The organism is Myxococcus sp. CA005, from assembly GCF_006518205.1.
In the GTDB taxonomy this organism is placed as follows: domain Bacteria; phylum Myxococcota; class Myxococcia; order Myxococcales; family Myxococcaceae; genus Myxococcus; species Myxococcus xanthus.
Genome location: NZ_SRLV01000005.1, coordinates 1 through 25,816, shown reverse-complemented (window position 1 = coordinate 25,816; position 25,816 = coordinate 1). Strand labels below are relative to the sequence as shown.

General features: G+C 65.8%; 22 protein-coding genes and 1 pseudogene. 12 read left to right on the top strand and 11 right to left on the bottom strand.

What is annotated here, in order from left to right:
- Positions 1–112: 112 nt before the first annotated feature.
- Entirely contained in the window at positions 113–862 is a 750-nt protein-coding gene (locus tag FMQ63_RS03240) for a hypothetical protein (RefSeq protein WP_011552272.1), read from the top strand.
- 111 nt (positions 863–973) lie between these two features.
- Here FMQ63_RS03240 and FMQ63_RS03235 read toward each other — a convergent pair whose 3' ends face one another.
- Together FMQ63_RS03235 and FMQ63_RS03230 are read right to left on the bottom strand one after the other, a co-directional pair.
- On the bottom strand, positions 974–1,369 hold the full coding sequence (locus FMQ63_RS03235; RefSeq protein ID WP_216609362.1) for an MFS transporter: 396 nt from the start codon (positions 1,367–1,369) through the stop codon (positions 974–976).
- 164 nt (positions 1,370–1,533) lie between these two features.
- Complete coding sequence (locus tag FMQ63_RS03230) at positions 1,534–2,274, bottom strand: hypothetical protein (protein ID WP_216609367.1); 741 nt, start codon at positions 2,272–2,274, stop codon at positions 1,534–1,536.
- An 803-nt stretch (positions 2,275–3,077) separates the two neighbouring features.
- Here FMQ63_RS03230 and FMQ63_RS03225 point away from each other — a divergent pair.
- The 8 genes from FMQ63_RS03225 to FMQ63_RS03190 all read left to right on the top strand — a co-directional run bounded on the left by FMQ63_RS03225 (position 3,078) and on the right by FMQ63_RS03190 (position 11,960).
- The gene (locus tag FMQ63_RS03225; protein ID WP_011552267.1) at positions 3,078–3,569 is read left to right on the top strand and encodes a DoxX family protein; all 492 of its coding nucleotides are present in this window, start codon (positions 3,078–3,080) and stop codon (positions 3,567–3,569) included.
- Between the two features lie 346 nt (positions 3,570–3,915).
- A complete protein-coding gene (locus FMQ63_RS03220) occupies positions 3,916–5,256 on the top strand; it encodes a PQQ-dependent sugar dehydrogenase (protein ID WP_026113947.1) in 1,341 nt (446 codons plus the stop codon).
- 186 nt (positions 5,257–5,442) lie between these two features.
- Positions 5,443–6,795, top strand: a complete 1,353-nt coding sequence (locus tag FMQ63_RS03215) for a thioredoxin family protein (RefSeq protein WP_020477567.1) — start codon at positions 5,443–5,445, stop codon at positions 6,793–6,795.
- 155 nt (positions 6,796–6,950) lie between these two features.
- Positions 6,951–8,666, top strand: coding sequence for a radical SAM protein (locus FMQ63_RS03210; RefSeq protein WP_011552264.1), 1,716 nt, complete (start codon positions 6,951–6,953; stop codon positions 8,664–8,666).
- 208 nt (positions 8,667–8,874) lie between these two features.
- Positions 8,875–9,339: a carboxymuconolactone decarboxylase family protein gene (locus FMQ63_RS03205; RefSeq protein ID WP_011552263.1), complete on the top strand. Its 465-nt coding sequence runs from the start codon at positions 8,875–8,877 to the stop codon at positions 9,337–9,339.
- 1 nt (position 9,340) lies between these two features.
- Complete coding sequence (locus FMQ63_RS03200; RefSeq protein WP_011552262.1) at positions 9,341–10,207, top strand: sigma-70 family RNA polymerase sigma factor; 867 nt, start codon at positions 9,341–9,343, stop codon at positions 10,205–10,207.
- 246 nt (positions 10,208–10,453) lie between these two features.
- Positions 10,454–11,677: a hypothetical protein gene (locus FMQ63_RS03195; RefSeq protein WP_020477566.1), complete on the top strand. Its 1,224-nt coding sequence runs from the start codon at positions 10,454–10,456 to the stop codon at positions 11,675–11,677.
- A gap of 79 nt (positions 11,678–11,756) precedes the next feature.
- Positions 11,757–11,960 (top strand): ATP-grasp domain-containing protein, encoded by a 204-nt coding sequence (locus FMQ63_RS03190; protein ID WP_011552260.1) that lies wholly within the window; start codon positions 11,757–11,759, stop codon positions 11,958–11,960.
- An 81-nt stretch (positions 11,961–12,041) separates the two neighbouring features.
- On the opposite strand, the gene FMQ63_RS03185 is transcribed toward FMQ63_RS03190, so the two are convergent.
- A complete protein-coding gene (locus FMQ63_RS03185) occupies positions 12,042–12,737 on the bottom strand; it encodes an NADPH-dependent F420 reductase (protein ID WP_011552258.1) in 696 nt (231 codons plus the stop codon).
- Between the two features lie 210 nt (positions 12,738–12,947).
- Here FMQ63_RS03185 and FMQ63_RS03180 point away from each other — a divergent pair, with 210 nt between their 5' ends.
- Both FMQ63_RS03180 and FMQ63_RS03175 read left to right on the top strand, forming a co-directional pair.
- Positions 12,948–13,913 (top strand): 3-hydroxyacyl-CoA dehydrogenase family protein, encoded by a 966-nt coding sequence (locus tag FMQ63_RS03180; RefSeq protein ID WP_011552257.1) that lies wholly within the window; start codon positions 12,948–12,950, stop codon positions 13,911–13,913.
- Positions 13,910–14,500 (top strand): hypothetical protein, encoded by a 591-nt coding sequence (locus FMQ63_RS03175; protein WP_011552256.1) that lies wholly within the window; start codon positions 13,910–13,912, stop codon positions 14,498–14,500. The genes FMQ63_RS03180 and FMQ63_RS03175 overlap by 4 nt, the downstream gene beginning before the upstream one ends.
- A gap of 377 nt (positions 14,501–14,877) precedes the next feature.
- Here FMQ63_RS03175 and FMQ63_RS03170 read toward each other — a convergent pair whose 3' ends face one another.
- The 7 genes and pseudogenes from FMQ63_RS03170 to FMQ63_RS03140 form a co-directional block, all read right to left on the bottom strand.
- Complete coding sequence (locus FMQ63_RS03170) at positions 14,878–16,032, bottom strand: protein kinase (protein ID WP_141276542.1); 1,155 nt, start codon at positions 16,030–16,032, stop codon at positions 14,878–14,880.
- A gap of 152 nt (positions 16,033–16,184) precedes the next feature.
- Positions 16,185–17,978: a serine/threonine-protein kinase gene (locus FMQ63_RS03165; protein WP_011552254.1), complete on the bottom strand. Its 1,794-nt coding sequence runs from the start codon at positions 17,976–17,978 to the stop codon at positions 16,185–16,187.
- Positions 17,975–18,839: pseudogene (locus tag FMQ63_RS03160) on the bottom strand (DUF2381 family protein). Before FMQ63_RS03160 ends, FMQ63_RS03165 begins: the two are co-directional and overlap by 4 nt.
- Positions 18,840–19,062: 223 nt before the next feature.
- A complete protein-coding gene (locus FMQ63_RS03155; RefSeq protein ID WP_011552253.1) occupies positions 19,063–19,365 on the bottom strand; it encodes a hypothetical protein in 303 nt (100 codons plus the stop codon).
- Positions 19,362–19,814, bottom strand: a complete 453-nt coding sequence (locus tag FMQ63_RS03150; RefSeq protein ID WP_011552252.1) for a hypothetical protein — start codon at positions 19,812–19,814, stop codon at positions 19,362–19,364. The genes FMQ63_RS03155 and FMQ63_RS03150 overlap by 4 nt, the downstream gene beginning before the upstream one ends.
- 12 nt (positions 19,815–19,826) lie before the next feature.
- On the bottom strand, positions 19,827–20,360 hold the full coding sequence (locus tag FMQ63_RS03145; protein ID WP_043612207.1) for a M15 family metallopeptidase: 534 nt from the start codon (positions 20,358–20,360) through the stop codon (positions 19,827–19,829).
- Complete coding sequence (locus FMQ63_RS03140) at positions 20,360–20,644, bottom strand: hypothetical protein (protein WP_020479248.1); 285 nt, start codon at positions 20,642–20,644, stop codon at positions 20,360–20,362. Before FMQ63_RS03140 ends, FMQ63_RS03145 begins: the two co-directional genes overlap by 1 nt.
- A 270-nt stretch (positions 20,645–20,914) precedes the next feature.
- Here FMQ63_RS03140 and FMQ63_RS03135 point away from each other — a divergent pair, with 270 nt between their 5' ends.
- Positions 20,915–21,883 carry an HNH endonuclease gene (locus tag FMQ63_RS03135; RefSeq protein WP_011552249.1) on the top strand — a complete coding sequence of 323 codons (969 nt, stop codon included), beginning with the start codon at positions 20,915–20,917 and terminating at the stop codon, positions 21,881–21,883.
- Between the two features lie 590 nt (positions 21,884–22,473).
- On the opposite strand, the gene FMQ63_RS03130 is transcribed toward FMQ63_RS03135, so the two are convergent.
- A complete protein-coding gene (locus FMQ63_RS03130; protein WP_225909876.1) occupies positions 22,474–25,605 on the bottom strand; it encodes a hypothetical protein in 3,132 nt (1,043 codons plus the stop codon).
- Between the last annotated feature and the right edge of the window lie 211 nt (positions 25,606–25,816).

The following is a 25,816-nucleotide window of genomic DNA, read 5'->3' as shown; positions in this document are numbered from 1 at the left end:
CTACCTGGGAGCCGGGCTCAGGCGCTGTGCGATTCACGGATAGACAAGGCTCTCGTCCCTTCATGATTCGTCTACACTCGCCGCGAATCCATTCTTTCACGGAGATGTCACGATGTTCAGCGCCTTCTCGCGCACCCTGCGAACGTTCACTGCAACCACCGCGCTCCTGGCCCTCACTGGCTGCGGTGAAGATACGCAGGACCCGCTTCCGGGTCCTCCCGAGGAACTCGCCTGCGATTCACAGACCTATGCGGAGGCCGTCCGCAACGCGGCCGAACCCACGGTGGCGGACATTTCCACGGAGCTGTGGGCCATCAGCCCGTCGAATCCGCGGCTCATCTGGAACGAGTCCCGGACGGCCGTGCGCATGGCCATCTGGACCACGTTCGCTGGCTACACGCTGGGCGAGAACACGCTCTCCCGTGAGGTCTGGGTCACACCCGCGCCTCAGCTCCAGACGTTCTGCAAGACGGTTCCCGAAGAGAAGCTCGTGGGTCGCCTCAACCAGTACCTGGGATTGCCCCCGCCCACGGAGAACGACAACGCTCGCTACGTCGTCGAGCTATGGGTCCGGCCCGAGAACCTGTTCCGGCCCTGCCCGGACGCGGAGATTGACGACGCCTCGTGCGGTCTTCAGTTCCCTGCCTCCGCCACCTCCGAGCACAGGAATTGGATCAACGCCTACTACGCCTACAGCTATGGGTTCTGGCAGAGCACGCACTACCCCTGGACCGGGTTGGGCTACACGTATGATTGGTGCAACGCCGACACGCGTGTGGGTGCCAGTGAGTACGTGGTTCGCGCTGACTCCATCGTCGAAGTGACGGGCAAGTTCGAACGCGCCATCTACTGCGCGCCGTAGCGAACCGCACCGGACCCCGGGCACGCGGGCACCTCGTCAGTGAGGGCCCGCGTGTCTGGTCGCGGAAACGGGGCCCGACTGGTCTCTTTCTCCGAGCCATGAATCAGGCCCTCAACTGGCCAGGTCCTGGGACTCGACTGGGGGACGCTTGGGCTCGCCGAAGGACATCAGCCGGCGGTGGAGCGGCGCGAGCAGCCCGAGGAAGATCACCAACACGCCGGTGATCTGCAGGAGCGGCTCGATGGAGACCGCTTCTGCCAGGGGGCCGAAGAGCAGCATGGATAGCGGCATCAGCGCGGTGGAGAGCATGGTCATCACGCTGAAGACTCGGCCCAGGTAAGCCGGCTCCACGCGCTCCTGGAGCATCACCGTGGCGGGCGTGTTGTAGAGCGGCAGTGCCACGCCGAAGATCCCCATGGCCGCCAGGTACACCCCCAAGTGGGGCACCACGCCGAGGGCCACGGTGCACGCGCCCATGATGAGGTTGGACACGACCCTCGTCCGCATGCGGCTGTCGAAACCGCCCCACGCCGCGACATGGGGCCGCCCATCGCCTGGTTCAAGGGCCCTTCGGGCAACGTGCTGTCCGTGCTCCAGGTGAAGTAGACGGCGAGACACATCACCTGCAGGCAAGGAGGGCGCAAGAGCCCCCTCCTTGCGGAAGCATCGTGTTACTGGATGCAGTACGGCCCGCTTGTGGTCACCGGGAAGGAGGAGAGCGCGCCATCCGGAACCACGGCGTGAGGGGCTGACGTGGTGGCGTACCTCCTCATGAGGCCGGCGGAATACCCGAGGTAATACGAGGTGCTGCTCGAACGCTCGCGCAGAATCGCTCCGCAGTACGGCTCGCTGTCGCTGTGGTTGGCCAGTGTGCCCAGCGGAACCGTCTTCACGTTGGACTCACCACCGTAGTAGGCGAGGTCCGACGCGTTGGTGATGGGAATCTTCAGCCCCGTGGTCCAGATGTAGATTTGGGTCCCCGTGCGCTCGCGCAACAGCACCTGCTGGATGCTGTAGTCCTGGAAGGGCGCCTCCCAGTAGCTCGGGATTTCGTTGATGGTCTTCCAGTCATCCCAGAAGTCCAGCTCCGTGGGGTTGGGAATCCACCAGGGCATGCCTCCCACGAAGACGTAGATGGCGATCTGCCCCTTCTCGCGAGCCAGCGTGCCGTCCCGGGGAATCTGGGTGATGGCATCAATGGAGGACTGGGACATCACCACCAGGTTGGCGCTGGAATACAGGCTCCACTGCGTGGAGGGGATGAAGAACCTCGCGCCGCCCGCCACCAGGTAGCGGCTGGTGTTGTCAGCGCTGAGGAGCACAGTGCCGTCCAGCACCGTGGCGTAGCTCGCCAGGGCCTGGGCGCCAAAGAGGCAGAACATCATGGCGAGCACGCGAGGAATCGCTGCCATGGAAGAGAGAACGCGCACGAATCTTCTCCAAGGATGGGGTGGGGGCTGCGAAAGCCACCCTACGGAGACGGCGTGATGGAAGCGTGACGCGGGCCGGTCAGGGGAGGATGAAGTCGCGCGGCTTCAAGGGCTCGGGCTGCGGTTCACCCAGCGCCTCCAGCAGGCTCATCTCCACGGTGCGAGCCATGCATTCTTGAAGTGACCAAGTCGTATGAGACCTCCCCCCCGCGTCTGGACACTGCGGGTCAGGGGGTGGAAAACCATCCACGTGGTGAGGCCCGCATCTCACGACGACTGACAGCGTGCGCTATGATTTCCAGAGCATGCTACCTGCGCTTCGACTTGAGCCTCCTGCCCCCGAATAGACGAGTGCGCTCGGTGATCATCTCCGCAACCGCCTACACTGGCGTCGGACATTGGGGCGACGGAAACGTCTACACGACCTTCGTCCCCAATGACGGCTGGTACGAGGGGAGCATCACCCCCGGCTTGAGATTGTCTATTGATGGGTAGGAGTGCCGCGTCGTGACGAGCTTCAACCTCACGCGAGACGTCCATTGGCGACGCCACGTCCGGCGGAAACCACACCGCCGGATTCGTCGGGTTGACGGCTGCGCATGACGTTCGCGCCTGCACCCGCTGGGTGCCTCACTGCACAGCGATGGATGATGGCGCGCACCCTGCCCGCCAAACCGAGCGGCGGTCAGTCAGGCGCGGAGGGCCCGCGATCTTTTTTCCGACCGACCGATGATTTTCGGTGGCCATGGCGGTCCAACCCTCAAAACCGCTTCACGGAGGACCCCATGACCACGACGACCCACACCGAACTCCAGCACGCCGCCCCAGCCACTCGCCTGCAGTCGGGCACGCAGTCCTCCTCGAAGAAGGCCCTGTGGACAGGACGCGTCCTGAGCGGCATCGCCGTCCTCTTCTTGCTGTTCGATGCCACTGGGAAATTGCTCCAGATTCCCGAGGCCCAGCAGGGCGCGGTGGAGCTCGGCTACCCCGTGAGCGTGCTCTTCGGCTTGGGAATCGTTCAACTGGCGTGCCTGGCGGTGTACCTCACTCCCCGGCTCTCGGTGCTGGGGGCCATCCTGTGGACGGGCTATCTCGGAGGCGCGGTCGCCACCCACGTCCGGGTCGGCAATCCGCTCTTCTCCCACATGCTCTTCCCCGTCTACATCGCGACGCTGCTCTGGCTGGGGCTCTGGCTGCGCGATGCGCGGCTCCGCGCCGTCCTGCCGGGCCGGGCCACGTCGCCAAAGTCTTCAGGCCGCCCTGGCGTGGAACCGTAGCCCGCTCTTCTCGCCAGGACCCATGCTGCAGGGGGCCGAAAGCAGAGCGGCCCCTGGTCTCGCACCGTCTGGCGAGCTGGGAACAAACTCAGGGAGCCCGAAGAAGCCCCAACAGGGGGGCCGAAACTCGGGGTGAGCCGTTGAGCGCCGTGCATTCTACTACGGCCACTCCATACAATTGGTGCCTCGCTGCACAGCGATTGGCGATGGCGTGCTGCGTGCCACCCGAGAGGCGAGCCTCTGTCCGATGTCCGGCACGGTCCGGCCGCCGGTTGAAGCGCGGACTTTCCACTCGACTCGAGGCACGCGATGTTCAATTCCGTTCTATCCCCCAGGAGAGAGTCGCATGCGAACCCTATCAATGCCCCTCATCGTCGCCGCCCTCCTATCTGGCTGCAGCCAGACCCCAGACCCCACGCCAACGCCCCAAGACTCGGGCGTCCCGCAGCTGGACTCGGGCGTCCCGCCGGAAGACTCGGGCGTTCCGCCAGATGACGCGGGCGTCCCTCCAGATGACGCGGGCGTTCCGCCAGAAGATCCGCTTCCCACCGGCCCCCCGGTCCCGCAGGGCCCGCCCAACGTGCCCGAGTTCGATCCGGCCTTCCCCGGACAGACACGCGTCCCAGCCATCCAGACGCAGACGCCCATCGAGGTCACCGAGATTGCCTCGGGCTTCAGGAATCCCTGGGCCATCGCCTTCCTGCCCGACCAGCGCATGCTGGTGACAGAGAAGCCCACCGGCTCGCTCTACATCGTCACGCCGCAGGGCGCGAAGTCTCCCGCCGTCGTGGGGCTGCCCAACGTGGATGGCCGTGGACAGGGGGGCCTGCTCGACGTGGAGGTCGGCCCCGACTACGCGCAGAGCCAGCTCATCTACTGGACCTATTCCGAGCCACGCCAGGGCGGCAACGGGCTCGCGGTGGCGCGTGCGAAACTCGTGGACGGTGCGCAGCCTCGCGTGGAGGACGTCCAGGTCATCTTCCGCATGATGCCCACGCTCGAGTCGACGCTGCACTCGGGGGGACGGCTGGTATTCACCCCCGACGGCAAGCTGTTCGTCACGCTCGGGGAGCGCTCCATCCTCGCGGGCCGGGTGCAGGCGCAGGAACTGAACAGCCACTTCGGCAAGGTGGTCCGCATCAATCCCGACGGCTCCGTGCCCCAGGACAACCCCTACGTGAACACCGAGGGGGCGAAGCCGGAAATCTGGTCGGTGGGCCACCGCAACGTCCTGTCGGCGGCGCTCGACAGCCAGAACCGGCTGTGGACGGTCGAAATGGGACCGCGCGGGGGTGACGAGCTCAACCGCCCCGAGGCCGGCAAGGATTACGGCTGGCCCACCATTGGGTATGGCGAGGAGTACTCCGGCGCGCCCATCCACGAGAGCCCTCGTGGCCCAGGCATGGAGCAGCCCGTGTACTACTGGGACCCGGTCATTTCTCCCTCGGGGATGACCATCTACTCGGGGACCCTGTTCCCCGAGTGGCGGAACAACATCTTCATCGGAGGCCTGTCCAGCCAGGCGCTGGTGCGGCTCATGATGCGGAATGACCGCGTGGTGGGCGAGGAGCATCTCCTCAAGGACCTGGGCGTGCGCATCCGCGAGGTGGTGCAGGGCCCCGACGGAGCCCTCTACCTGCTCACCGACGCCACCAACGGAAAGCTGCTCAAGGTCACGCCGCGCTGAAGTCACCGCCGGCCACGGCATGCTCCACGCACCCCGAGCGACTCGGTCCTCGGGGTGCGCGGAGATGCCGCTCCAGCCCTCCCCTTTCAACACAGCCCCTCTTCGTCCAATCCGTCCGCATTCCGGAACCGCACCCGCTCCCGGGGTGTCAGGGGCCCGCGTCGAGCCCTCAACCCCGGAGAATCCATGACGATGAGACTCGCCGTCGGCGCTCTGCTGCTGCTCTGGGGGTGCGCGACGCCTCCCGCCATCCCGCAGCGCCCCCTTCCCGCGAAGGCAGGGCCCGTCTTCCTGGAGAATGACTGGGAGGGAGCGCTCCGGGCGGGGCGGGAGGGCCGGCGGCCCGTCCTCGTGGAGGCCTGGGCCCCCTGGTGCCAATCGTGCCGGTCCATGCGCGCCACGGTGCTGACGTCCCCCGCCCTGGATGCGTGGGCGGACCGCTTCGTCTGGCTCGCGGTGGACACGGACGCCGACACCAGCATGGCCTTCCTCCAGCGATACCCGGTGGACACGTGGCCCACCTTCTTCGTCCTGGAGCCGGAACACGGCGCCGTCCTCGCGCGCTCGTTGGGCGCGGTGTCCCTCCCCCAATTCCTGGGCTTGCTCGAGCAATCCGAGCGGACCTTCCAGCAAGGCCGCCTGGGCACGGAGGCGCTGGTCCGGGCGGATGCGCTCGCCCTCTCCGGTCAGCACGGCGAAGCCGCGGTGGCCTATCAGCGGGCCCTGGAGCAGTTGGCCCCCGAGGACGCGCGCCGCGCGGGCGCCCTCGTGTCCTGGAGCAAGTCGCTGGCCGCCACGGGCGCCTCCGCGGACTGCATGCGGGTGGCCGCGAGCGAGCTGCCGAAGCTCTCGCGCGTGGACGATCGCACGCGGCTGCTGTACGTGGGCATGGGCTGCGCGCTGGACACTAACACCGATGAGGCGCGAGCGGTGCGAGGCCAGTTCGCCGACGAGGCAAACCGGGCCCTGGGTGCTCCCGAGACCGAGCTGACTCCGCTGCAACGCTCGTCGCTCTACGAGCTGGCTTGCGAGGCCCGTGAGGCGTCCGGGGACGAAGCGGGGCTGCGCGACCAGGCGCGAACCTGGTGGGCGTTCCTCCAGCTCCAGGCCACTCACGCGAATGGGGCCGAGGAGCGCGCGGCGCTCGATTCGCATCGGGTGATGGCCACCGCGCTGTTGGACCAGCCGGACGCCGCCATTCCCCTCTTGGAGCGCAGCGAGCGGGAGCTGCCCGGGGACTACAACCCGCCAGCCCGGCTCGCGACGCTGTACCTGATGGCCGGGAGGAAGGATGAAGCGCTGACGGCGAGCAAGCGGGCCCTGGCCCTGGCCAAGGGAGTCTCCCGAGGCACCGTGCTCGCGGGCCATGCGCGCATCCTCATGGCACATGGCGAGCGGGCACACGCGGAGCGACTGCTGACCGAGGCCTTGAGCGAGATGGACCGGACGCCAGGCATTCCCCAGGACCATCTCCAGCGAAAAGTGCTCGAGCGAACCCTCGCGAGGCTTCGCGCGAGCAACGGTGCGTCGCCGAAGTGAATGGCGAACGGAAGGCCGCCATGACTCGGCGCGGAGGGCTCCGCCTTTTCGGGCTGGGGACGGGCAGCCAGGCGGACGGGCCCCACCATTTCGCCCGAGCCTGGCCTGTTTCGCCTACGCTGCCCGCCGTCTCCTGAAAGGCCGGTGTCCGTCGCATGGGTGGTCGTGTCCTCTCTCCAGTCCTCCTCGTCGGTGCGGGAACGGGGGAGGCCACGTGCGGCATCCTGTACCTGGCGGGTTACCTGCGGCGCGGCGGCATCGAGGCCTTCGTGCGGCTGTACGACGGGGATGAGACCGAAGCCGAGGTGACACGCACCTTCGAGAGCCTTCTGCGCCGCGTACGCCCGAAGCTCGTGGGCATCAGCCTCAAGTGGTTCCACCACGTGGACCGCGCGCTGCTCATCGCGAGGACGGTGCGGCGGCTCGACCCCTCCATCCGCATCGTCGTGGGAGGCAACTCCGCGTCGTACTGGTGGAAGGAGCTGAGCGGCTACGACAGCATCGACCACATCGTGCTGGGCGACGGCGAGGTGCCACTGCTGGCCCTGTGCAATGGCGAGGAGGCGCCGCCCAACGTCGTGACGAGGAGTCCGGACGGCCGTCCGCGCCGGCTGCCGCTGGAGTACGTGCAGCGCGCCACGAACACGGACGACATCTACTACTCGCACTTCAACGACATCTTCCTCAGCCAGATGGACCAGCACTCGTTCTCCGGCTGGGTCGCGCCCGGCAAGGGGTGCGGTGAGAACTGCCTGTATTGCGGCGGGGCACGAGGCAACCAGAAAGCGGACTTCGGGCGCGCGAAGCCCTTCCTGCGCGCCGAGGAGAACGTGCGCCGCGACCACCAGGAGATCGCCGGGCGGACGTGGCAGATGCGCTACGACTTCGCGGGCAGCACCGCCGGTTTCCTGAGCAGCACCTGGGCGGGCGTGGACCTCTCCCGCCACTGCTGCACGTACTTCCTGTGGGGCGTGCCCCGGGTGGAGCTGGTGGCGGCGCTGGCCGCGACGTTCCAGCGCGTCTACATGGTCATCGACATCGGTTGCTTCTCCGAACAGCAGCGGCTGGAGCAGATGGGCCGGGGCCTGCTCAAGCCCTGCGCGAAGGACCGCGAGCTGCTGGAAGTCATCGACGCCTGCCGCAAGTACCCCAACCTGGACATCGAAATCTCCGGCATCGGAGGCCTGCCCTTCGCGAGCAAGGCCACCCTGGCGGAGGAATTGCGGCTCGTGGAGCGCATCATCAGCCTGGACTGCGTGGTGGGCTACCAGCGGCTCGAAGCGCAGCCCGGGGCGCTGGTGACGCAGCACCCCGCGCGCTTCGACATGGTGACGGAGGCGAAGACGTTCGCGGAGTTCCTCGACTACTTCGAGCGCCGCGAGCCCGGTGACGTGTCCGTGCCGATGATTCGATTCCGCGACGCGGGCCTGGAGGCGGCGGTCCAGCACACCTCCGACCGGGTGGACGCGCTGGCCTGGAAGCACCGCGACACGCGCAAGAGCGTCGCCATCCAGGGCAGGACGCGGCTGCGCAACACCGCTCCCTGGACCCAGCGCTTCACCCTGGGAGAGTGGCTGGGCAGCCACCGCGCCCCCGCGAAGCTCGCGGGTGAGGCGGTGACGGTCCTCCGCTCCGTGGATGGCATCACGATGAGCTGCGCCCCTTCAGTCAGCCCGAAACGGTTCTCCGACCCCACGCTCACGCAGGGCGAGGACGGCGCCATCCTCCTGGCCGCCCTGGCCGCCTTCGAGCACCCCACGACGGTCTCCAGCGCCGTGTCGAAGCTCGGCGCGAAGGCACGGCTCGACCCGCATTCCGCGCGAGAGGTCATCGACCACCTGGTGGACGGACGCTTCCTCCAGCCGGCGTGAGCTTTCGCACCGCGGGGACGGCTTCACGCAACTTCACGAGCCCCGGATAACTGGGGCGCAGCAAGACGGGGCTCGACTGATTCGTCGCCCGTGGAGCGGTGGGGCGAATAAATCGGCCGGAAAAGGCCATGTCACATGCGGCACCGGCTGCGTCGTCCTGAAGTTGAACGCAGGCACTTTCGCCCTGCACGACACTCAGGAGCCGCCCATGAAGCCCCGGATGAACGCGTTCGCCGTCGCCCCCGATGCGATGAAGTTGACGCTCGATTACGGCCAGAAGCTGCTGGAGCTGGGCCTGGAGAAGAGCCTCCAGGAGCTGGTGAAGATCCGAGCATCGCAGCTCAACGGCTGCGCGTTCTGCATCCACATGCACAGCCGGGACGCCCGCGCGCATGGGGAGACCGAGGAGCGCATCTACCTGCTGGACGGTTGGCGCGAGTCGCCCCTGTACACCGAGCGCGAACGGGCGGCCCTGGCCTGGACGGAGGCCCTGACGCACGTCTCCCAGACGCACGCGTCCGATGAGGACTACGCTGCCCTCGCGCCGCACTTCTCGGAGCAGGAAATCGTGCATCTCACACTGCTCATCGGGATGATCAACACCTGGAACCGCATCTCCGTGGGGTTCCGCTCCATTCACCCCGTCACCACTCCCCGCACCGAGGCCGCCTGACGTGAATCCCGCTGACGCCTTCGACCCGCTGCGCCCCCGCTTGCTCCGCATCGCCTACCGGATGCTGGGCATCGTCGCGGAGGCAGAGGACGTGGTGCAGGAGGCGTACTTGCGCTGGCACCAGACCGACCGCGCCGCCGTGCGCGACGCCGAAGCCGTGCTTGTCCGCACGGTGACACGGTTGTGTCTGGACGTCCTGAAGTCCGCCCGCGTACGCCGCGAGGAATACGTGGGCACCTGGCTTCCGGAGCCCATCGTCGATGCGGTGGAGGGTGATGACTTGACCCTGCCCCTGATGATGGCCCTGGAGCGGCTGTCCCCTCTGGAGCGAGCCGCCTTCCTCCTGCACGACGTGTTCGGCATGGACTTCGAGGAGGTGGCGAAGGCCATGGGTCGGGCCCCTGCCGCGTGCCGCCAGCTCGCCAGCCGCGCACGGGCCCACGTGCGCGAGGCTCGGCCGCGATTTCCCGTGTCGGAAGCACAAGGCAGTGAGCTGGCCTCGGCCTTCTACGCCGCGTCCCGGAGCGGGGACATGGGCGCGCTCCAGGCGCTCCTGGCCCAGGACGTCGTCGTGTACTCTGATGGTGGCGGCAAGGTGAAGGCGGCCCTCAACCCCATCTACGGTCAGGAGAAGACGGTGCGCTTCTTCGAGGGCTTGCTGCGCATCACGGGCGTGAACGCCTCGCAGCTTGTGCACGAGGGATTCATCGACGGACTGCCCGCCTTCGTCACCCTGGAGAAGGACGGCACGCTCCAGACGACGGCCCTGGACATCGAAGATGGCCGAGTCGCCACAATCTACGTCACTCGCAACCCCGACAAGCTCCAGGGTATCCGCGGGCTCGTGGGGGACAAGCTGCCGTCCTGACATAGGCCACGGGTTCAGGCGTTCGTTCAAGGCGCGACGAAGCACGCCTGGATGCGCCCGGCGTCTGTCCATTCGCTCGCTTCGGCAGGAATACCGCGTTGCGACCACCGGCCCCCGCCGTGGACCCTGCCGCCGGACTGATGTTGCAAGGGGCGAATCATGCGTGGACCGTCAAAGCAAACTCGTGGCTGGAGCGCTTTGCTCCTCGGGGGACTACTCTCTCTGGCGTGTGGCGGTGAAGCGGAGGTGCTCGAAGGCAACTCCCCTTCGAGAGAGGACGTCGAGGCCGGGCTTCATGGTCCGGGGAGCCAGGGGCCCTACCCGAACTGGGCGACACCGACCTTCGCGACGGATGCCCAGGTGGCCGAGGACGGAAACCAGTTCTTCGTGGCCTGGTCCGACGGCCGCCCCGGCCGCTTCTACGCCGCGCGCGTCTCGAAGAATGGCCGGCTGCTGGACCCGGATGCCATCCCCCTCAACCCCGGGCTTCGACCCGACGCCTACTACCATGCGACCGCGTTCGATGGCCGGCAGTTCCTCGTCGTCTGGACCGGAGACACCTCCATCTTCCTGACGCGTGTCAACCGGAACGGGACATTGGACGGCCCGCCGGTCACGCTCTTTACCCCCACCGACCACCAGCCCGCGGGCTCCCCGGGCATCGCCTGCCACGAGCGCAAGTGCCTGGTGGCGTGGATTGGCTTCGGCGGAACCGCCACTGGCGCGGTCCGCGGCATCACCCTGAACACGGCGAAGCCGGGCTTCGACGTCCAGGAGGTCTTCATCTCCAACCAACTGTCCGCCATCAACTCCTATGGCGTCGCGGTGGCCTGGTCCCATGACCGGTACCTGGCGACATGGACGGACTCTCGCTTCGGCGGCCAGGACATCTTCGCCGCGAGAATCCGGCGCACGGGCGCGGTGCTCGACCCGGACGGCTTCGTCATCTCCGCTGCGCCGGGCAATCAGAACTTCTCGGCGGTGACGGCGACGAAGCAGGGCTTCTTCGTCGCCTGGAGCGACGCACGCAATGGCACCCCCGACATCTACGGCGCCCGAGTGAAGGACGGGACGGCGAACGTCCTGGACCCCAGCGGCATCCCCATCGCCACCTCGAGCACGAACGACATCACGCCCAAGGTCGCCTCCGAGGGCCACCAGGTGCTCGTCACCTGGAGCGCGCTGACGGCCGACACCGGCCGCGTCCGTGGCGCCCGCGTGAAGCTGAACGGGGACGTCCGTGACCGCCACGGCTTTGCCATCTCCCGGGGCGCGGCGGCTCGCCAGCTCGTGTCCGGCAACGTGGCCTATGCCAACGACAAGTACTTCGTCGTCTATGGGCGTGCCCCCGTGCTCGATGAACCGCCCTACCAGGTCATCGTGGGGACCCGCCTGAAGCAGGATGATGTCTTGGACATCCCAGCCATCCGCATTTCGCACGCGCCTTCGGTCGAACAGCTCGCGCCGTGACGCGCGCCCTGGGTCAGGCGTTGTAGGCCCGCACCACCGGGACCTCGCGCCAGAGACGCCCGTGCTGTCCTCGTAAGTCGTGACGTTGCGCGCGGAGGCACGGGCGTTCCTCGACACCGTGGCGCGGTCGCCCATGCTGCCTCGCACGTGCGTGCTGGACGCGGCCTGGGTGGAGGACCGGGGCTGGGTGCTCCTGGAAGCCAACGCCGCGTGGGGCGCTGGGCTCAACGGCTGCGACGCGGCCGAAGCCGCCCGCTGTATCGCTGAAGCCACGCGCGCCTGAGCCGCCTCACTTTCAGGGGCGACTTCGGGGGCGACGCGAGGCCTACGAGCCCGTCCGCGGGTCGCGTTGAACGCGGGGGCCTCAGCGGCTGAACATGGCCTTGACACTCAGGTCGTTCTGCCGGCGGACCTCGGCGACCTTCGTCGCGTCGGCAGCGGCCAGGGCCTTTGGGAGCTTCTCGGCGTCGAGGTCGGTGCAGTACACCGCCGTGCCCGGTTGCTGCCGCCAGGACTCCGACAAGGGGCCCGCGTCGATGGCATCGAAGCCCAGTGCATCAACGAGCTGAAGAATCTGCTGTCGCGCCCGCGGGTCATCGCCCGAAACCGGAAGCGCGATGCGCCCCGGTGCCCCACGGGGAAGACCCTTCGTGTCCAGGCTGCCAGCCTGGATGTTGTTGAAGGCTTTCACGACCGGACGCTTCAGTTGCGCTGAGACCCACTCGCTGTCGGTCTGCCCCGCATCGATGGCGCCGATGTGGCCGTCGCGGAACTCCGGGTAGTAGTTGCCCGTGTCGACCACCACGACGTCCGCGGGCACGTCGTCGAACAGGCCGGGCGGCAAATCCGTGATGGCCTTCTGGGGAATGGTCACGATGACGATGGGGCCCGCGTGCGCCGCGTCGCGAACGGTGACGGGCTTTGCACCCACGCTCGCCGCGATGGTCGTGACGCCCTCGACGCCGCGTGAGTTTGCTAGTGAAATCTCATGCCCCAGGGCATTGAGGTGCCGCGCCAGGGTCGCGCCAATGCTCCCTGCGCCGATGATTCCGATGTTCATGGGACGAGCAACCTAATGAGGCGTTCCGCGGCTCGCTCGTCATTCCATCGCGCGCCCCTGCACCTGTGTGAGCAGTGCGCCCGTGGCCAGGTCGACGCGCCCGAGCGCCCCCGGCATGGCCCGGTGCATCAATCACACATGCGCCATGAACAATTACAGCAACACATCAAGAGGTTGTCTCTGTCGCGCGGGCTGGCAAGGCTGTGCCCCATGACACACAAGCGGCTGAAGAGGATTGGCATGGTGGGCGGGGGCGCCATGGGGTGCGGTATCGCGCTCGAGCTCGCCATCGCCGGCAGGCAGGTGGTGCTCTACAACACGCGCGCCGACAGCAGCGAGCGGGCACGCGCGAAGCTGGAGCGAGACGCATCGCTGCTGGTGGAGACGGGCCTGCTCGCCCCGGAGCAGGCTCCCGCCGCGATCGGACGCATCCGCCGCACCACAGTGCTCGCCGAGGCCGCCGTGGAGCAGGACCTGGTCATCGAGTCCATCCCCGAGGACCTCGCCCTCAAGCAGCAGCTCTTCCGCGAGCTGGACCAGCTCGCGGCCCCCGACACACTGCTCGCCACCAACACCACCGCGCTGAGCGTGACGGCCATCGCTCGGGACTGCACGCGGCCGGAGCGCGTCCTCTCTGCCCACTACTATCTGCCCGCGCACCTCATCCCGCTGGTGGACATCATTCCCGGCGAGAAGACGTCCCCCGACGCGGTGGAGACGGTGCGGCGGTTCATTGAGGAGCTTGGCAAGTCGCCGGTGGTGTTCTCCAGGGACGTGCCGGGCTCGGTGGGTCCGCGCCTGCAGCAGGCCCTCATCGGCGAGGCCATCCGGCTGGTGCACGAGGGCGTGGCCACGCCGGAGATGGTGGACCGCGTGCTCACCCAGGGCGTCGGACGGCGCCTGGGCGCTTCGGGTGTCTTCGACCGGCTGGACCTGGTGGGGTTGGACTTCATGACGGCCCTCCTCCGCGGCACCGGCCGCCCCGTGCCGCCCGTGCTCGCGCAGAAGGTGGAGCGGGGCGAGCTGGGCCAGAAGACGGGCCAGGGCTTCTACTCCTGGACGCCCGAGTCCACCGCTGCCTACGAGGAGCGCATGGCCCGCCACCTCGCCACCCAGCTTCGTGAGGATCGGGCAGCGGGCCGCCTCCGCACTCCCATGGCGGAGCTGGCGGAATGAGGACGGAGACCGTCCTGCTGGATTCGGCGGTGCTGTCAGACTTCCTGGTGGACGCCATCCGCGAGTACACCACGTGCACCCCGGAGCTCCCGCCCCGGAGCTGGGCCGTGCTGCTGGGGCGCGTCGCCAGCGACGCCATGCGCGTGGAGCGTGTTCGCTTCGCCACCAACGTCCGCGAGACGGATGAGCGCGTACTCCAGGAGTTCGACACCACCATCATCCCCCGCTTCGGCGCCTGCTACGCCAACGGGCGTCGTGGCTTCTGGTGCGAGCCACGAGAGTTGCTGCGCATCACCACAGAGGCTGAGGCCCAGGGACTGGAAGTGCTCGGCTCCATCCACCTGCACCCGGACTGGCACCGCATCGGCCCACCCCACGAGCGCGGCCTGCGCGTCAGCCAGGAACCCACGCCCATGGACCGACACCTCTTCCAGGGCAGCGGCTGGCCGCTCAACATGATTCTCTACCTGGAGAGACGCGAGGGCAGACTCTATCACTCGGTCGGAGCGTGGGCTCCGCCCGATGGCCAGGAGGTCGGCGCGGGCTGTCGCGCGCTGGCCATCCGCATGGAGACTCCGGAGCGGTGAACCATAACCGTCCGGCCAGTGATGTGGCGTAAGGGGTTGCAAGCGGACGAGGGGCGTGGTCGGCGAGGAGCGAGTTGTACAGAGACAGGGCTGGAGACGTGAGCCCGGCGGGTCGGCGGTGCGCCGCCGGATACAAAAAGCCCAGCAACCCGGTGGGATTGCTGGGCTTCACAGTGGAGGCGGCGGGAATCGAACCCGCTCCGGACGGTGCGAAAATCCCAGCAGAATCGCGCCCTTACCTCGTAACCGCCCGGAACGACTCAGCTTCGATGTCCCGCCGTGTCCCCTGGTGTCCCACCCAGTTCCGGTCCGTTCCGCAGTGTCGTGCGACATACGTGCAACATGGAAACGGCCCAAATGCCGCCCCCGCCAGTCGGTCAGGACGTCGTCACGTCATCCGGATTGCGCGTTCCCCGCCCACGGCGCTGGGGCGATACCGTGCCCCGTGCTGCCTCTTCGGCCTGAGCCGCCCGCGCTCGCACTTCCGCTGCGGCATCGGCCTTCGTGAAAGTGCCACCAAACCAGGCCGCCAGGTCGGCAGCCAACTCCCCCGCTGACTGGTAGCGCTCACGAGGGGCAACCCGAAGTAGCCGATTCAGCGTCACGCGCAGCCCCTGGGGAAGCCCCTCAGTCATCGCGTCTACGTCCGCAGCCGTCAGTGTCGCCGCGCGCCAAATCGCGTCGGCCACCAACGGCGGCGCCCCTGCGAGCGTGGCCCGCTTGATTGCCCGAGCGACCCGACGACGCTTCTTCGTGGGCAACGAGCCCATGACTTCGGGCGTGATGTCGTCCGGGCAAAAGAGCAGGTTCTTCCCCGTTGCCAGTTCGAGCAGCACGACGCCCAGCATGAAGAGGTCGGAGCGCGCATCGACGCTCCCCCCTAGAAGCATCTCCGGTGACGAGTAGAAGTGGTCCCCGTAAGGGCCCCGCGCCGAAGAGGCCACTCGGCCCGGCAAGTCAGACAGCGCGAGGCCGAAGTCGGCGAGCTGAACCGTCCCGTCCCAGTTGACGAAGACGTGCTCAACGTCGACGGCCCGATGAACGATGTTGAGTGGCCGTCCCTGCTCGTCCTTCGCGGCGTGCGCGTGCTCAAGGGCCGCTGCGACCTGAGCGCCGACGTAGAGAACGAAGAGCGGCGGGAACCATCGCTGACTCTCACCAACGAGCGTCAGCAGCTCATTCAGGGAGTGACCATCCGGGTGCTCCGTACTGACGTACCAATAGCCCTCGACCTTGTGCAGCCCATGCACCTTGAGGATGGACGGGTGATTGAGGAAGGTAGCAAGGCGAACCTGCTCATCGAGCTTCGCCCGAGCACGCATGACCCGAGCCCCTTCCGTTTCCGATGGAGCCGGAACCGCCTTGAGCAGCACCTTCCCGCGCGGTGCCCCGGACGCGGTTCGCAGCCGAGCTACGAACAGGGCCATCCCGTGGTGAGTCGGCCCTAAGTCCTCGCGGTACTCGTAGCCGACCCCGCCCGCCGAGAAGAGGATCGCCCCCCGTGGGATCTTGAACTCGATTGCCTTCGACATGCCGTTGCCCCTCGTGTGCGAACTCGCAACCAACGCGACGAGGAAAACGCTACCTGCGGCATCCGGTTGAGGGAACGCCCTCACGGGTCATGGGGTCAAAACGGCGTATTCGGCCCGAATTTGACCTCCTACCTATTACGTCCCCCCTGCGGTCAGGGCCAGCGGTCCACGACGTAGCCGCCCCCTGAGTTAAACGCCTTCACCCGGCCGTCACTGTACCCTTCAGAGGGGGCCTCGACGACGAAGCACACGGGGCGCTCATCCTGCCCCGGCAGCTTCACTCGGTCGTAGCGGATGACCAGCGCGGGTCCCTCCGAGCGGCCCATTCGGTCAGATAGGTAATACGCCTTGCCGTAGAAATGCGTCCCAGGCGGAGCAAACGCATTCTGGACCGAAAGAACCCCCTTCGGAACCACCCCCACCACATCTGCCCCAGCAGTGAACCAAACAACGTCTTCAGGGCCATGACGGGCATTGAGGGTGAGGTTGAACGATTGATTTACCTTCCAGCGGAGATCCTCCCGCATCGACTCTTCCGCACCAGCCGGGCAAGTGAACGCCTCAGGCCGAATCTGGGCACTGGGGCAACCCGCCGCGAGTGCCGCAACGAGCGTCATCGTCGCGCAGTCGGCAGCAACGGCGGCCTTCGTCCTCCCGCGTAACTGGCGTCCTTGGGGTGGGACCTCGGGTGACGGAGTCGTCTTCACGGTTGAACCTTCCTTCGGAGCGGCAGTTACTTGCCCCGTCAGCAGCACAGGCGGGGGGCTAGGAGGTGACATAGCAGGGGCAGACGACGTGCGCGGAGCCGAATAAGGAGGGCTCTGCGGGCTCGGCGCACCAGCGACGGTCGGCGCCCCGGGCTCCGTGGGTTCCCCTCGGGTGAGCAAGAAGCCCCCAGCCACGACCAACGAGATGAGGGTTGCCACGCCCGCCAAGAGGCCCATTCCAGTCCGCACAGGGCCACGCTCAAGGGCATCTGGCGAGTTCGGCACCTCTACGGCAGGGCGCACCGGCCCAGGTGCCTCCGGCTTCCGTTGCTCGGACGGCGGATGCACCGGGCGTAGGAACTCCGCACTCGAATAGGCCAGGAGTTCGCCCAGCTCACGACGTAGAGCCTCTGAGTCGACGGGGCGCTTGGCCGGGTCACGCGACAGGATGCAATCAACGAGGTCGTTCAGAGCTTCTGGAACACGCACGTTCAACGCACGCGCAGGAGGCGGCTTCATGACGGTGCTGTTGAGCGTAACTCGCGCTTGAACCTCCGTGGGTCGGGGGTCGGTCAGCAACTCATAGAGCATGGCGCCGACCGCGAAAATCTCGTCCGCGACGCGGAAGGCGTACTTCGCGCGCTGTTCGGCCTTGTGCTCCCGAAGCCATGCGAACTGCTCCGGCGCGCGAAAGCGGTCCGTCCCCGGAGGCAAGCCCCAATCCGTCAGCTCTTCAGCCAACGAGTAGCTGGCACAGCTAAAGTCGATAATGACCGGCTCTCCATCGCTCTTCCGAATCAGAACGTTGGACAGCTTCAAATCCCGATGTAGGACGCCACGGCCGTGCATGTACGAAAGCGCGGCGGAAATCTTGTCGAAGACCTGCAAGACCTCTTGAACCGTGGGGTGTTTACGCTCCGCCCATTCAGCAAGGGTCCACCCCTCTACGTACTCGAGCGCGAGATAGACATTTCCCTGCTCGGAGTATCCATACCCACGGTGCTTGACGATGTTCGGATGGTCCAGAAGGAGGAGTGCCGAAAGCTCTCGAAGCGTCCGCGCGTGAGTCTGCTTGTCGTCCCCACTCGAATCCCGGTGGCGAGCTAACTTGAGCGCGCATCGACGGCCATGCTTTTCGACGAGATAGACGACTGCAAAACCACCGTTTCCAATCTCTCTGACGACACTCCACCCATCGATGGTCGTACCAGGGGGTGGAAACATCGAAATCACGTTCATGGAGTTCCCCCGGAAGCAGCCTTTGGCAACCTCACATTGGGGATCGTGAGCGTGCGGCCGTCCCCCACCACCTCCAGAGTAAAGACAGGGCTTGCACTCAACTGTGCTGTCTCGGCAACCACGAGAATTCGGCCGTATCCGCCTGAAGGCATTGCGCCCGGAGCAACTGTTACGATGCGCCCCTTTAGCGGCAGCCCGACGCGTCCAGTCAGCGTGGCTACTCGTGGCACCCAAGGTGGTTGCCCGAGGTTGTTCCGTATCCCAAGATCCACAAGCACCCACCCCTGTCCGCGATAGGCCACCCCGGACACTACAGCGAAGCCTTGTGCCGCATCTCTATGTCCCTTGATGAGCGTTGCCGTTACGCCCTCCTTGTCGACATACCCGAGCAGCACGAAGTCTTCAGGTCTGGGCATTCGCGGTTCGTCAACCGGGCATCCCTCGACTGTCATCTCGGGGCGCTGAACATTGATCTGAATGTCCACTTCGGCCGGGTCTGTGACCAGTGAGAAGGCAGCTCGCGCAGGAGCCCGGCCATCCGCGAAGAAGACCCCAACTTCGTAGCGCTCACCTTCGGCAAGGTCGGCCACCGGCTGAACGATGACCGACCGCTCACCGGCATCCAGGACGCGAATCCGCGACTCGTCGAAGGTCAGGGTCTTCCGGTTGATGGGAGCCGGAAACAGGAAGAGCGTCGGCGTGTCGCGAGCCACTCGGACGACAGGAAGTGGATCGGTAGGGCTGTTTGCAACGGACACCGCGCGGTCCCGCTTCGCGCGTTCCGCTTGTTCCGCCATGGCTGGCGTCGCAGCCCCCCCACGCGAGAACCAGCACAAGGGCCAATCTGACCGGTTGGATCAAAGGCGCATGACCTCCCAGAGCAGGAAGCTACCATCGCGGATACTCGCGCAGTGGGCCTATTTCCTACAGGCCAGCACGCCCCGTGTGGTGCGCGGTCCCCCGTGCCTCGCACTTGGCTTGTTGGTCCCGCCTAGGTATGAAGGCAGCCGGGCGGCTGTGGTGAGTACGTAGTTCACGGCGTCGCGAGGTCCCAGACCAACCGCGCCGATTCCGCAGCCGCCCGCTATCGCTCCACAAGCTTCGCAACGGCGAACCCGGCCCCAAGCCCGGCAAGCAGCGCCACAATGGCGACCGTGAAGGACACGTCCCCAGCCTGCTGGCGTAACGACTCGTTCTCGGCGCGCAGCCGCGCAATCTCCGAGGCGGTTCGAATGCAGCGGCTTTCCGACAGCCAGCAGCCGCCCTCCACCTCCACGGCTGCCGAACCTCCATCCGGAAAGAGCTGAGCGCGCTCGACGCTGATGACCTCCGAGCCCGACGCGGGAAGCGCGAGCAGAACAACCAGCACGAGCGCGCCGAGCTTCACTTGTCGCCCCGGGTGTCGAGCTGCTCCAGCACAGCAATCGCTGCGGCTTTCTCCGCGACCTGCCCCGCGGCAATCGCGCCCGCCAGCTCGGCGCGGGCAATGGCGGCGCTCCCGAACAGAATCCGCCTGATGATGGTGAAGCCACCAGCGGCCGTCAGGGCCACTTGCAGCGCCGTCAGCATCAGCGCCAGCGAGAACGGAGCCCCCGCAGCGAGCGCGTTCGCTACCGCGCCAGCGAGGGAGACGCCAAGCACGAGAACGGCGCCGCCTCTGTCGGTATTGAAGAACGGGACGAACCCGCCACCGAACCTCCGCAGCAGGTAGACGAGCACCACCACCACCAGGGCGGCGAGCAGCGCGTAGTTCCTGCTCGTCACGGCATCGAGAAGAAGGCGCGCGAACTCCTCGAACTGCTCGGGGTTCGGCCCGACTACACCAGCGTCAATCATGTTGCCTCCGGGTTAGAAGCCCAGCCGTTCCAGTTCGGCCGCGAGCTTCGGGTTTGCTGCACGCCACTTCGGCGACAGGCGCTCGGCATCGAGGCGAGCCCACACGTCGGCGAGGGAACTCTGTTGGACCAGGGTGCGAAGCGGCGTGAGCTGAAGCGCGCTCACGTAGCCCGGCCACTGCACATGGGGGGAGTCACCGAACCTGCCGCCCCAGACAAGGCCCGCCTTCGTGGATTCGTCACCCAGCACGCGGTAAGCCGACTCACGCCAATCCGGCTGCACGCCAGGTCGCGGGCTCGCGTCACAAACGAAGTCGAAGGCGAGGCCGTAGTTGTGCGCGGACAATCCTGCGGGCGATGCCTTGCCGCCCTTGCCCGCCGCGTACAACCGACGCAGCTCTGCCTGCTCCGGCAGGTCACGGAAGCCATGCGTCGCGACGTAGCGAACGCCGTGGGCTGCACTACGCGCGATGACCTCAAGGGAGACCGCAACGAACGGCAGATAAACGCGGTCAAGGTCGACCCGCTCGAAGTTCGCATGGGTCATCACGAGCCCCGCCCGCCCGACTGGGACATGCGAAGCAGCTCCAGTTCAACGACCTGCTGAACCTGAGCCGGGAGCCCTCGGGTGAACTCGTCGCGCCACCGACGCAGCGCGCCCAGTTCCACGGCCAGGGCGTTGATGCGCTCGTCCTGCCGCGCGACCTTCTCAACGAGGGCGCGAATCTCCCCAACCAGGGACTTCGCGGCCCAGGTGAGGACACCGACGCCGGCCGTTCCAAGCAGGGAGCCGACTACGAGCTGTAGGGACTTGGTCTCTTCTGCGGTCACGACGTCACCAGGGGCTTGAGGTTGCCCCTGGTAAATGCGTGTGACTCTTCGATGTGGTTCAGGGCACGCAACCAAGTGGTTCCAAATAAGCCACCATGGTGATCAGACGCCCACAGCATTTACCGGAGTCGGCGGCTTCCCAAGTCCCAGATCTTCCCTGCTGGCAGCGAACAATGGTAACTTCATGCCGCTGGGAGTTCCCTAGACATCTGGCATTGGCGCTACTTCGGCCAACGACGTATCTCGTATCTCCTCTACCAGGAAGCAGCCATGAGCACTTCAGGTCTCTTCGCCGTCCAGAGCGCTTCCGGAAGCGAACTGGATGCCCACTTCTCGCTGGAGCTGTTGCAGGGCGAAACTACACTGCTCTTCGAATCGAAGGGAGGTGGAAAAGACTCTCCCCTTGGCAAGAGAAGAAATCAAGACTACGACCCGGGACTCCGACTTATATTGGAGCGACTAGCGCAAAGAGGCGCTAAAATTCGGGATGCCTCTGTTGATTCCGACAATGTACTGGACGCTGGATTGCCTATCGAACAGCGCCGTCTGAATGTGCGAGCTCCCTTCAAACTTCCTGTAGACCTATCCCTCATCGATGACTTTGACAAGCTGAGAAAAGCCCTAAGTGCTGCGCAAAAGCCGATTGGACAACGTGCTAACGCGAAGGGCGGAAACGGGCAGAAGAAGATTCGTCTCTACCTCGATCTCAACACTCAAGGGACAGATCTACACAGTCTAGGGAGATCGCTCGCCACGCCCACGCGATCAATAGTCATGTCCGCAGGTGACATTGCCAATACTGCCGAGACGATTAGTGCGAGCGGTCATTTTGATCCCCACAGCATTGAAGATGCCAGAGCCCGCACGCTTAGTGCAATCGTCCAGCGACAGGGGCAGTCGGCATTTCGAAAGAGCTTGCTTGAGGCATACGGCAACAGGTGCGCCATCACAGAGTGTGATCTCGAGGAGGTTCTCGAGGCTGCACATATCCTTCCGTTTAAAGGACCTGCGACCAATACCCTCGAGAATGGGCTGCTTTTAAGGGCGGACATTCACACTCTTTTTGATCGAGGATTGATTGCGGTCGACACCGCCAACTGGACCATTCTGACTCACGCGAGAATTACATCCACTCAATACGCCAGCCTAAACAAACAACATCTCCGACTACCTTCTCGCCCTGAACTGCACCCAAGCACGGTCGCACTTAACAAGCACAGGGTCGAATCTGGACTCTGACGCCGCGGATCTCATTCACGTCGACTCTCCACATGACCCTTCGATAAACCGGCGCCCGTCACTAGGGCATCAACCATTGTTCTCATGACTTAAATCACCCACCACAAGGAAGCCAACCATGCCCAATCGGCGACTCAGCGTATCGCTAAAACGAGGGGAGGCCCTTCACGTCACCCGAGTGGCGGCCGGGCGCGATCGGCTAGTCTACATAATAACAGCCAACCAAAAGCTCAAGTACAAGCTCGGCAGAAGCCGCATCGCCTATATCGGGACAACAAAGAATGGCATTGATCGAGTGGCTCAAAGCGCCGCAGATTGGACGGACGATGTTCTTGGACAGAGAGGCGTAGACTCATTCGACGTTCGAATAGTCACCTGCCGTCCACGGCAAAAAGTAAAGACATGGGTCAAGCTTGAGCGCGCGTTCCTATTGGTTTTTCGCGAACAGTATGGACAGGCTCCCAAGTGCAACACTCAAGGCAAGAACATAATCGAGCGTGACGAGTTCTACTATTTCGCAAAATCCAGACTCCTGAGGGTCCTCGAAGACCTGAGCTAGGCTGCTCAACACAGCAAACATCCTGGAATCTTTAGTCTCGTGGCTTGAGGTTGTGCGCAAGGAGCCCCTGCACAATGTAAGTCATCGCGAAGCGAACGGTGATTCTCATCACGTCGCCAAAGTCCATTGGCTCAACACGAGCCACTCGTCCCGGAGCGACTCCATCAATCGTCTCTCCGGGGCGAAGCGCGTCCGTGCGTGTCCACCCGCGCTCGAACGTCCGCCAGCGATGGTCCGGCGTCACGACGAGCACACGCCCATCCGTCATGGTGAGCGTGCAACGCGCTGCCTGATGCCTTCTGACGTGCGTCACCTCGAAGATGCCGCCATCTCGCTCGTGCTCGTGCATGGTGAGCACTCGCATCCCAGGCCGGAGCATTTCGGCAGGTACTTCCGAACCATCGCCGAGCAACACCAGTTCCCACGGCGCGACGCAGGTTCCGTGCGTGCCCCCGCCACCTCCACCGCTGCCGGTTGGCGTTGACGCGGGCCCCGTCGCGCTCCGAAGCATGTTGACGTTGTAGCTGCTCGGCGGGAAGAACCACCGCTCGGCGCTGTAGCCGCTCGCGTTGTGGAGCCGCACCTTCAGGTAAAGCAGCCTGTTCGCCATGGCGTCCCGCAGCCGGTTGAACCTGTCGCCATACATGAAGGTGAAGCCCGCGCGCGTCGCGTTGCTGGCGTCACCGTCTACAGCGCCGTTCTGATACTTGCGGTCGGCCAGCGGCACCGATGTCCCATAGAGCCACTGGGGCGCGTTGCTATCGCTATATGCCCAGTAGAATCCCACCTCCATGAAGCGCAGCGCATCGAGGTTGTCGCTCACCACCTGGGGCTGGATGACGGCATGGTAGTGAGCCCAGGTGAAGCTCGCCGCGCCACCAGCCGCCCCGGCAATGGCGTAACCCTCAAGCACCTGGATGTTGAGTCGGTCGATGTTCGGAACGCCCTCGTTGTTGCCCCGGTAGTAGATGCGGCTTCCCGTGTCCGCGAGGGCCTGCACGGAACGGAAGAAGCCGTCGCTCAGGTAGTAGCGCCCCACCTGGACGTTGTTAGAGGCCACCTTGAGCGTCGTTCCGACGTTGTCGAGCTTCGCCCCGGCCGTAGGGATACCGCTGCCGTCCTCGGCGTAGTTGGACGTCTTGAGGGTGTTCGCCGCGAGCAAGTCGAAGGTGACCATCTTCCGCATGGAGACGGCATCGAAGTAGAGCCGCTTGCCCACGTCCGCCGCCGCCACCTGGGTTTCCCAGAAGAGCTGAACCCCCGTGCACCCGGCCGGGCACATCCCCTTCACGGTGACGCGCCGATACGTCGTTCCCACCTGTCCCAGAAAGACGCTCGTGCCCTGGCCCGCGTAGGCGCCGCTTCCGTCCTCCCACAGCAAATGCAGGGTTCCCATGCCCCCGACGGTGACGGACGACGCCTTGACGTAGACCTCGGCGAAGAACTCGTCCCCAGGCGAGCACTTGAGCCGCCCGCCTGGAACCGCCGAGCCATACCCGCCCGTCCAGCTCAGCCCCGGCCATGCCCCCGTGTTCGTCAGCTCCACCCGGCGCACCCAGCGGCCCACCCGGGCATTCACAGGGTCCTCGACGAGCCTGTCACCGTCGGGTGACTTCCCCACGGCGCGAATGCCCGCTTCGTTGTAGCCATTCGGAATGAGATTATCGGTGGGCGGGTACAGCAGATGCTGGAAGCCGACCGCGGCATCGCTTAGCGACGCGCCTTCGAGCTGCTTCGGCGTGACGGAGAGCTGAGGCGACGCGTTGCCTCGATTGCCGAAGCTGTCTCGGGGAACCACGCGCACGAAGTATGTCGCTCCCGGCATCAGGTCGGACACACCGAATGCCGTCGTGTCGAACGTCCCGCGCAGAGTGGAGCTGCTCGGCGTGAAGCCGCTCGACGTCGAAACGTGCAGCTCGTACCCCGAAGCAACTGGGCCACTCGCAGCCGGGGCGAGGGACAGTGAGAAGCCATTCACGACGGCCGTCACGTTGATGTTCAGCGGGACAAGCGGCGGGGACGTGTGCGCGGGCTCGCCCAGTCCGGGACGCGTGTCCATCTCCAGCCACATGGAGACGCCGAAGGAGGGCTTCCCGCGCGTTGTAGGCGTGGTGCGTGCGTCTCCCTCTGCCGTGAAGACGTGGCGAAACCCGGTGACTGCCAGGTTCTGCGCGTCCGAGTAGTGAACGCCGTTGGGGTGAAACCGAAAGAGGTCGCCCAGCTCCACCGGAAGGAAGAAGTCGAGGTCGATTTCCTGGTCGGCGAGCGGCTCGCACAAGTCGGACAGGGCCGCTTCCGCCATCCTCCGCGCTTCAACCTCGCTGTTGATGTTGCTCGAAGCCCCCTCGGCAATCTGCATGTAGCGCACGCCGTAGGCGGCCTGACTCGCGGCGTCCTCAACGACGACACTCTTCGTCTTTGCGTGCCCCGCGACGTCCAAGTCGCCAGTGTCCGAGAAGACGACCTCCACCCTGTTGCGGACGTCCGTCCTGCTGACGGCGAGCTTCGTGACGTCGCGGTAGTCATCAGGGCCGAAGGTCCACGCGAGCGGCGGATTCGTCCGGTTGGGCTCGGTGAACGTCAAAGCGAATGTCCCGCTCGACTCGCGCCAGCGGTAGCGCACCTCCCAGCCAATCTGTTGAGCCAAGTCCCGCACGGCATCGAGGACGCTCGCCTTCTTCTGCGCGTACTGACGAAGCCTCCACCCTGGCGACACCGGGGTATGGAGCACCACGCCCGTCCCGTTGTCAGTCAGGAGGGCCTGCATCACCGCTTCGACGGCAACGCCCTGGGCGTCGTCCCCGTAGGCCCGCTCAGCCTCGATGAAGGTATCCTGGAGCCGTCCGCCCAAGTCGCGCCCACGGAAGACGAGCTGCTCGCCAGCGAAGTCGACTTCGTCGATGTCGCCATGAAAAAGCGTGCGCCACGCCCCTTCGCTCGGCGCCATGCCGAGGGGCGAAACCGCCGCCTCGACGGTGAACTCGCGCCCCGGCCGGATGAGCTGCCCGCTGGCGGCATTCAGCTTCGAGTCGGCCCGGAGCGGGACCACGCTGAAGAGTTCAATCTGCCGCTTGAGCGTCACCGTCGCGGCCGACACCGGCTGGTCAACGTCCTCGTCCACCTCGACAGCATCGAGAAAGTCGCGGCCTTCAAGCTGGCTCAAGTTCCGCCACATCCCCGCGCCGTCGAGCACCTTCACCCGGACATGGGATGCGTGCCCGGCCGCACTCGTGAGCGCCGCCAACCCTGCGTATTCCGGTCATGGTGAGCACTCGTTCCGGCTCAAGCCGAGCAGCGATTCCGGCTGATGGCGAGCGGTCGGAGCGTCAGCGACGCTGGGTGGTTCATCCCTTGGCCTGCTTGCGGCCCTTCGT

What these genes read in the sequence shown, in the direction of transcription:
- FMQ63_RS03240 (WP_011552272.1), top strand. Translation starts at nt 113, where the DNA reads ATGTTCAGCGCCTTCTCGCGCACCCTGCGAACGTTCACTGCAACCACC.
- FMQ63_RS03235 (WP_216609362.1), bottom strand. Translation starts at nt 1,369, where the DNA reads ATGCGGACGAGGGTCGTGTCCAACCTCATCATGGGCGCGTGCACCGTG.
- FMQ63_RS03230 (WP_216609367.1), bottom strand. Translation starts at nt 2,274, where the DNA reads ATGGCAGCGATTCCTCGCGTGCTCGCCATGATGTTCTGCCTCTTTGGC.
- FMQ63_RS03225 (WP_011552267.1), top strand. Translation starts at nt 3,078, where the DNA reads ATGACCACGACGACCCACACCGAACTCCAGCACGCCGCCCCAGCCACT.
- FMQ63_RS03220 (WP_026113947.1), top strand. Translation starts at nt 3,916, where the DNA reads ATGCGAACCCTATCAATGCCCCTCATCGTCGCCGCCCTCCTATCTGGC.
- FMQ63_RS03215 (WP_020477567.1), top strand. Translation starts at nt 5,443, where the DNA reads ATGACGATGAGACTCGCCGTCGGCGCTCTGCTGCTGCTCTGGGGGTGC.
- FMQ63_RS03210 (WP_011552264.1), top strand. Translation starts at nt 6,951, where the DNA reads ATGGGTGGTCGTGTCCTCTCTCCAGTCCTCCTCGTCGGTGCGGGAACG.
- FMQ63_RS03205 (WP_011552263.1), top strand. Translation starts at nt 8,875, where the DNA reads ATGAAGCCCCGGATGAACGCGTTCGCCGTCGCCCCCGATGCGATGAAG.
- FMQ63_RS03185 (WP_011552258.1), bottom strand. Translation starts at nt 12,737, where the DNA reads ATGAACATCGGAATCATCGGCGCAGGGAGCATTGGCGCGACCCTGGCG.
- FMQ63_RS03180 (WP_011552257.1), top strand. Translation starts at nt 12,948, where the DNA reads ATGACACACAAGCGGCTGAAGAGGATTGGCATGGTGGGCGGGGGCGCC.
- FMQ63_RS03175 (WP_011552256.1), top strand. Translation starts at nt 13,910, where the DNA reads ATGAGGACGGAGACCGTCCTGCTGGATTCGGCGGTGCTGTCAGACTTC.
- FMQ63_RS03170 (WP_141276542.1), bottom strand. Translation starts at nt 16,032, where the DNA reads ATGTCGAAGGCAATCGAGTTCAAGATCCCACGGGGGGCGATCCTCTTC.
- FMQ63_RS03165 (WP_011552254.1), bottom strand. Translation starts at nt 17,978, where the DNA reads ATGAACGTGATTTCGATGTTTCCACCCCCTGGTACGACCATCGATGGG.
- FMQ63_RS03150 (WP_011552252.1), bottom strand. Translation starts at nt 19,814, where the DNA reads ATGATTGACGCTGGTGTAGTCGGGCCGAACCCCGAGCAGTTCGAGGAG.
- FMQ63_RS03145 (WP_043612207.1), bottom strand. Translation starts at nt 20,360, where the DNA reads ATGACCCATGCGAACTTCGAGCGGGTCGACCTTGACCGCGTTTATCTG.
- FMQ63_RS03135 (WP_011552249.1), top strand. Translation starts at nt 20,915, where the DNA reads ATGAGCACTTCAGGTCTCTTCGCCGTCCAGAGCGCTTCCGGAAGCGAA.